This window comes from Algoriphagus sp. (assembly GCF_046296635.1).
Classification (GTDB): domain Bacteria; phylum Bacteroidota; class Bacteroidia; order Cytophagales; family Cyclobacteriaceae; genus Algoriphagus.
Map to the genome: position 1 here is coordinate 105,243 of NZ_JBKBKZ010000014.1, position 7,789 is coordinate 113,031.

The following is a 7,789-nucleotide window of genomic DNA, read 5'->3' on the forward strand; positions in this document are numbered from 1 at the left end:
TATTTAAAATGAATTAATTATATCCACTAGTTTCTCCATTTCCTCACTTTTCATCACAGGACTTAAAGGGATACTTATTACTTCAGCTGAAAGCTGTTCGGTAATTGGGAACATCAAATGACTAAGTTCGGAATATGCTTTTTGTTTATGTGGAGGAATCGGGTAATGAACGATTGTTTGAACTTGCTGTGCGGAAAGAAATGCTTGAAGTTCAGCCCTTTTTCGACACTTTATAACGAATAAGTGCCAAACATGACCTTCATAGGTGGTTGCTAACTCATTTTTAGGAAGAACCGGAATTTGTAGGTGGATATTTTTTATGTTTTCTAAATAATATGCTGCGACATTTCTCCTCCGTTGATTATCATGGTCTAATCTCCTGAGCTTCACTCGAAGTATAGCTGATTGAAGTTCATCCAGTCTGGAATTTAATCCAGCATATTCGTGGATATATTTTTTTATGGAACCATAATTGGCCAATGCTCTGATCACTTCAGCCAACTCAGAATCATTGGTTGTGACTGCCCCTCCATCACCTAATGCGCCTAGATTTTTGCCTGGATAAAAACTATGTCCAGTTGCATCCCCAATATTTCCGGTCTTCCTTCCTTCCCAGACAGCTCCTATTGCTTGGGCATTATCTTCAATTATTTTGAGATTGTACTTTTTTGCTAACTCCAGGATTCTATGGTCTATTGCATTTTGGCCGTATAAGTGAACTGCCATGATTGCTTTGGTTTTGGGACCAATTTTCTCCTCTATTCCTGCAGAATCAAGATTGAATGTGTAAGCGTCTGGCTCAACCAAAATAGGCTTTAACCTATTGTCAGAAATTGCCAAAAATGTAGCGATAAAGGTGTTGGCAGGAACAATTACTTCATCTCCTTCTTCAAAAATACCCAGAACAAGATAAGCTTTTAAGATCAACCGAAGTGCGTCCAAGCCATTTGCTACTCCTATGCAATGCTTGCTTCCTATGTATTGCGCATACTCAGTCTCAAATTGAGTAGTTTCCTGCCCTTGAAGGTACCAACCTGAATCCAATACACTTTTTATGGAATCTGAAAGTTCGGGCTCGAAACTGTCATTTATAGCTTTGAGATCTAAGAATTTAATCATAAAAGTAGAGTAAATTAATTATAGTAGCGTTAACTTAAGATTAGAGTACTGGTATAGGGTGTTAAAGCTAGTTTAGCCTTTTAAGGTTTTGAATTCTTCGTGATCTCGAATGTAATCAGCTTCCGTGTAAACTTCAGAGGCTAAAACTAGGCACACAGAACCGGAAGAAAATTCAAATAATTCCCTCCAGATACCAGGTACAACTATAAGTCCAAAATCAGGTCTATTTAATCGGACTATTTTCTTGTTTTTTCCATCGTCAAGCATCACCTCAAAGCTCCCGGACACAGCTACAATTAGCTGATGTAGACCGCGGTGAGCGTGACCACCCCGCTCTTCTCCCCCTGGGATATCGTATAGATAATAAATCCTTTTGATTGGGAAGGGTAGTGTTTCTTCTCCAGTCACTACGGTGATATTGCCTGCTCGATTATGGATTTTATCCAAACGCAAAATACTGCAGTCGTAGACAGATGAGGAATGTAAATTCATATTTTGAAATTTAAAAAATCATTGTATTCCCGGATGTAGTCATTTTGATCAAATTGTGTAGAACTTACCACTACTGCTACTGAATTGGTCGAAAAATTTTCCATTTGTCTCCAAATCCCAGCTGGGATATATACTCCATGGTAGGAGCGATTAAGTGAAATTGTCTTTGATTCTTTCCCATCATTCACTACTAGGTCAAAGCTTCCGGAGATGGCAATGATAAATTCTTCCTGAACTATGAAAGAATGACCACCTCTCACCTGACCTCCCGGAACATCATAAATCCAGTAGGTTCGATTTATTTTGAAAGGGATGTGCTTTAATTCCTCCAAAAATGATAGGTTACCTCTCGGATCTTCAAATTTTGGGAGATTAATGAGTTTGACGTCGCCTATGCGGCTGGAACTTTTCATACTTTGATTTATTGACTGCGAAGTAACCTGATTTTATTGACTCGATCAACCTAAAAGCTTTTTTAGAATCAATTGATCGGCCAAATTTCTTGATGAAGGACCACTTCAAAACTTCAAACACCTTATTCCAGTTAAACTTCAGTGTTTTACTTCTGCTCTGATCACATTTTTCGAGAATTTTATTGACTTTTATGTTATGCCACCTATTTCTGTCTCTCCTCTCTAGTCCTCGGCTCCGCACCTGCTTCCGTCTCCCGTCTCCAACAGCCGACATCGGTCTTCCGTACTTTTTTTCTGTCTTCCATACTTCTTCATCTTCATTTTTTCTCTCTTCAAATACAGGATAGTTCATGATTAGCACATTTATTGCTGAAAGGTGGAATAAAGCCTATTTTAAGCGTATGTTTGGGTATTAAATTTCTCCCTTACAACTGCTAGGAATACAGATCACATGATGGCTGGAATTACGGGAGAGGAACATCTATGAATTTAAAGCGCTACTCATTATTTCTCTTATTATTAGCCTGCCTTATTCCTCAATTTTTACGGGCTCAAGTGAATTCTTTTTATGGTGATGAACGGTTCAGAATCCAGAATAATGGTCTAGTAGATTTGATTTGTGCTGAGACTGTTACATTTAACCCCAATTTTAATATTAGAAGAGCGGCCTGGGCAAGTGAAGAAGAAGTTAATACTTTTGGAACGCCTATCGTAGGAGATATTGATAATGATGGAGAGGTCGAAGTTTTAATTTTATATAAAACAGAAACCGGCCGGCGACTTACAAACATTGTTGATAATAATGAGTGGAAAATGCCCACTTTTAATCCTGGAGCTGAAACGGAATATGTTACAAGAGGCATTGCCGTATACAATTATAATTCAGACGGTGCAGGAGGACTCGTCCTAAAAAAAATTATTCCAACACCAGATCTTAATTTTGAAAGCCCCACTCCTTTTGCGATTGCAAGAGTCCCAGGATATGCCAATCCATTAATTATTGTAGCTACTTCATCAACAATTGCAAGTGATCCAGCAGATCTCGATTATGCAGATCGACAGAAACTTTCTAGTAGATTGATAGCATATGATCACACGAGTACTGATATTTTTTTTCCCAAATGGATATCCTCTGAAAAATATGGTGCAAATGTGCCAGCAAGTCAAAATGGAAGGACTTACGCTTCAGGAGGAACTCCGGGTATTGCAAATTTTGATTTAACAAGCAATACAATTCATCCCTCAGTTTATATTTATAATGAGATCTTCACTTTAGATCCATCGAGAACTAATCTAGCAAACCCTGATGCAGGTGACAATAAAGTTTTTGATGGTGGAAAATTACCTGATTGGAATCCTGACAGAGGTCAAGGTATTAGTTGGATAACCCCTGGAGGCAAAAGTTCGTTTGGCGGTACTGTTTCAGTTTCTGTTGCTGCAGATGTTATTCCTGGCAATAATACCTTAGAGTTAATCTGTGGAAATACAGTTTATCAGTTTAATCCGGACTTTTCTCCGTTACCGACCATTCAGTTAAGAATCCCTATGGCGAATGGGGAACTTACTCCTGATGGATTAACCTCTGTTGCAAATATTGATTTGTACAACAATAGACTCGATATTGTGGTAACTACAGGAAGAACTGATGTTCCAAACTCACGACTAGTTTATGTATGGACCATAGAACCAGGAGGAGTTCCAAAATTGATAGCGCAAAAAACATTTAACGACACAGGTTTGCCATTTGATTTTGACAGTTTTAATCGAAATACTGGTTTAGCATTTATTGGTGATATTGATGGGAATGGTGATTCTGAAATAGGGGTTGTCACTCCATTCAAAATTTCCATGCTGAATTATGTAAATGGAAATACCACATTAGTTGAAAAATGGACAAGGGCAACTGATGATGAATCCGGCCATACACTTTTGACTATGTTCGATTTCGATCAAGACGGAAGTCAAGAGTTAGTATATAGGGATGAGAAAACACTTCGGATTTTAAATGGTTTAGGAATTGATAGAGTTCCTCCGCAAACGGTATGGGGTGCAACAGGTGGTGAAGGCCCGGTAATTGCTGATTTTAATGGTGATGGGGAGGCAGATATCATAGTTACTGACTCTCAAGATAGGCCTTATAATACAGGCAGATATCCAGCTGATCCTAAAGCAAGGCTAGTAGTTTTTAAATCCAATGGCAATAAATGGGCACCTGCACGAACAGTCTGGAATCAATATGCTTACTTTAGTTTTCATGTTAATGAAGATTTGACAATTCCTAAACCCCAACTCGACCATGGAAGAGAACAAGATTATTTTTTTCCAACCTATGATGCCTCAGGATGTCTAATTGCAGATAGGAGACCTTTCAATAGTTTTTTAGTTCAGAGAACCCTATATACAGAAGATGGCTGTTTTTCCTCAGGTATTCCTGCTATGGATGCCAAAATTTTACTAGAAGAGGCAAAACTTCTTTGTGTTGATCCTTCGGGGTCGAATGTGATTGAATTTAAAGTAACTGTTAAAAATGAAGGAGAAGGGCCAATGCCAGATGACACTCAGATAAAATTTTCTTTTGGGGCGGCAACCGAAATAGAGACAATCCCTATTAGCGCTTTACCTGACTATAACGGTCCACTTCAATTTGGGCAATCTTTCATATCAACCTACAAAATTATAACAAGTGTAAATCCGGCTGACGGAGATCCACTTGTTGCCGAAATCAATCCTGATATTAATGGTTTCCGATATGAAGAATGCGTGTATGATCCACCTTTCGATATTCCGCTAATCCCAAGACCAGTCTTCACAATTACTCCTCCACCTGCCATTTGCGAAGGCGATGGAAGTATTCTTATCGAGGTAGGCAACAATGTATCCAATCTCTTAATAGGAGATGAAGTAAGCTGGTTTCAGGGGAGTCCTACCGGACCTATAATCTCTAATGGCCCAGGGCCAGGTGGGTCAACCTTTACCATTCTTCCTGATTTTAGCCTTCAAATCGATGACCTGCCTGCTTCAGCGACTCCTTATTTATTTTATTTCAAAGATGTTTGCTCGAATCTGCCGCCTGTAGAAATAGAAGTGAATGTCGATCCCGCACCAAATATCACTGTTTTAGAATTTGCTGCTGTATGCTTTGGAGAAACATCAGGTAGAATAGAAATTGGAGATCACCAGCCCTACATCACTTACAGTCTTGATGGAGGAACTACTGTTTTGACACATGATCAGCTTTTAATCCAACGCTTCGCCTCAGGTAACTATACACTTACAGCCATTGCTTCTCTAAATCCAGGCGCAGCCTGTGTTGCGGATTTTCCATTTGAAATAGAGGAGCCACTGGCGATTACTTTGACCAATAAGGACGTGACACCTCCTTCTTGTGATTTACCTAATGGTGAATATTCAATAGATTTTGAAGGGGGAGTTGCTCCTTTCGTGGTTTCGCTATCCCTGGCTGGCACCACCATTGAAACCTTACCAAATCAATCAGCTGGAAATTACACCAAAACCAACCTTGCGCCCGGATCTTATACTTTTACAGTTACAGATACAAACAATTGTACAATCTCAGATCTGTTTGAATTAACAAATGATCCTAAACTGCCGATAAATATAATCCTAGCGGATCAGGAATTTTGCGAAGGTGAGGACGCAATTCTTATTCCAATAATAGATACTGGAGGAAACCCGCGAATTATTACATGGTATTATGACCTGTTAGGAGCTAATCCAATCTCAGCCGGGCCGGATCCCATTAATTCAAACATTAGGTATGATTTTGATGGAGAAGGAATCGTAATTTCAGGATTGCCTGCTGGTGCGGCAAAAGAATTTTATGTAGGTGTTTCGGGGGATCTATATTGCTCCGTAATCGAACCAGTTTCCATCTCTGTTCTCCCTCCGTTAGTAGTAAGTATCACTGCTACTGAAATTATATGCTTTGGAGATGTGGTAGACATTACCGCCACTGCCACGGGTGGAGACGGTAATTTTATGTACAGTCTAAATAGCGGCACTGCTCAATCAAGTAATATTTTTACCGGTTTACCTGCTGGAGATTATACAGTTACGGTTACCTCCGCTCAAAATTGTAACGCAACCTCCAATACAATTACAGTTGACTCGCCACCTGCTGCAATTTCTTTACAAGGCGATCCTACTATAATTGGAGCTTCTTGTAATGAAAGTAATGGGATCATCCAAAATGTGAATGTTACCGGTGGGTGGGGAAACTATACGATAGAATGGAGAAAAGACAATCCAAACACAGGTGCTCTGTTGGGCAATCAATTACCTGAAATTACCGGATTGGCCGCAGGAAATTATTTTTTGGTAGTAAGTGATGAAAAAGGTTGTGTAGAGGTTTTTCCTTTCACGGTTGATCCGCTACCCCTTCCTGATTTGGTAATTGTAGATCAGGCGGTTTGCGAAGGCGAAGATGTTACGTTCACCCCTGTTCAAACAGTGTCAGGAGCATCTCCAACGGAATTGATTTGGTATAAAGATGCGGCTGCAACAACGCTTTTAGCTCCAGGTGCAGATCTGGGAAATCCTTCAATTATTTATTCCATATCAGACGAAAGTGTTTTACTGATTGAAGGACTACCGGCAGGCACACACTCGTTTTATTTGAAAGTAGAATGTACCGGAGATATCAAACAGGCGACTGTCGTAGTGTCAGCTGCGCCTAACCCTATTTTCGAAAAAACCGATGTCCTCTGCTTCGGGTTGCCGACTGGAAAGATTAAAGTAATTTCCAACGGAAACCCAGACTTTCGATACAGTGTCGATGGAGGGGTTCCAATTACCCAAACAGAACTTGAAGCACTTAATTTTGCAGTAGGCACCTATAAAATATCAATTTCCCAACAGGGAATCGATTGTGTTACCATTTCTGATGACATCGTAATCGAACAACCTGAAGAACTTATTTTTACAGAAATCAGTCAAAAGAGTCCTGCTTGCGGTGAAGACGATGGAGAAATCGAATTTGAAATCGCCGGAGGGGTGGAAGATTATACTATCACGATAAATAATCAGCCACTTACAGCATTTCAAGTATCGAAGACCAACAACATTTACTTAGTAACTGCACTTTCCCTCGGTCAATACGACATCAGAATAACTGATGCCAATGGCTGTGAGGTAACAGGTCAGTTTACTCTTGTAGAAGATAACACAAATGCTGTACAGAGTAATAATCTGGATGTAGTTTTCTGCGAAGGGGAAGTAGTGCTCCTTGTACCTGAAATCACCATCACTGGAACAGTGACTCCAACTTTTGCCTGGTACTTTGACGCTGGATTGACCCAGCCAATTGCTTCCAACTTTAGCCCGACTGGCACTGGGTTAATGTATCAGATTGACCCGGCCAATGGTCAGCTTTCAGTTTACAATCTTGCTTTAGGTGATGTCACCTATTATCTGGAAGTAACCGATGCTGCAATTTGCGCAGTGTCATCCAGAGCAGATGTATCAGTAATTGCCTCACCTAATCCAGTATTTGAGAAGGTCGATATTCTTTGCTTTGGTGAGACTACAGGGAAAATACGGGTGAGTGGAAATTCAAATCCAAATTACCGATACAGTGTGAACGGTTCCGCACCGATCAATCAGGCGGCATTGGAAGCTCTGGTTTTTGCTGCGGGCACTTACACGATAGAGATCACCGAAGTAGGTTCGGATTGCTCCACCACCGAAGAGGTAATCCTTACCCAGCCGGAAGAATTGCTTTTCGATAAAATCAGTCAAAAGAGTCC

At 40.2% G+C, this 7,789-nt stretch carries 4 protein-coding genes; 1 reads left to right on the plus strand and 3 read right to left on the minus strand.

The window, feature by feature from the left end; translation table 11 throughout:
* Positions 1-3: 3 nt before the first annotated feature.
* The 3 genes from ACK4HU_RS12120 to ACK4HU_RS12130 form a co-directional block, all read right to left on the minus strand.
* Entirely contained in the window at positions 4-1,119 is a 1,116-nt protein-coding gene (locus ACK4HU_RS12120; RefSeq protein ID WP_409807090.1) for a DegT/DnrJ/EryC1/StrS family aminotransferase, read from the minus strand.
* 72 nt (positions 1,120-1,191) lie between these two features.
* Entirely contained in the window at positions 1,192-1,611 is a 420-nt protein-coding gene (locus ACK4HU_RS12125; protein WP_409807092.1) for a sugar 3,4-ketoisomerase, read from the minus strand.
* The gene (locus ACK4HU_RS12130; RefSeq protein ID WP_409807094.1) at positions 1,608-2,024 is read right to left on the minus strand and encodes a sugar 3,4-ketoisomerase; all 417 of its coding nucleotides are present in this window, start codon (positions 2,022-2,024) and stop codon (positions 1,608-1,610) included. The genes ACK4HU_RS12125 and ACK4HU_RS12130 overlap by 4 nt, the downstream gene beginning before the upstream one ends.
* 555 nt (positions 2,025-2,579) lie before the next feature.
* Here ACK4HU_RS12130 and ACK4HU_RS12135 point away from each other — a divergent pair.
* The coding region (locus ACK4HU_RS12135; RefSeq protein WP_409807096.1) for an FG-GAP repeat domain-containing protein at positions 2,580-7,789 on the plus strand (5,210 nt) is incomplete at its 3' end.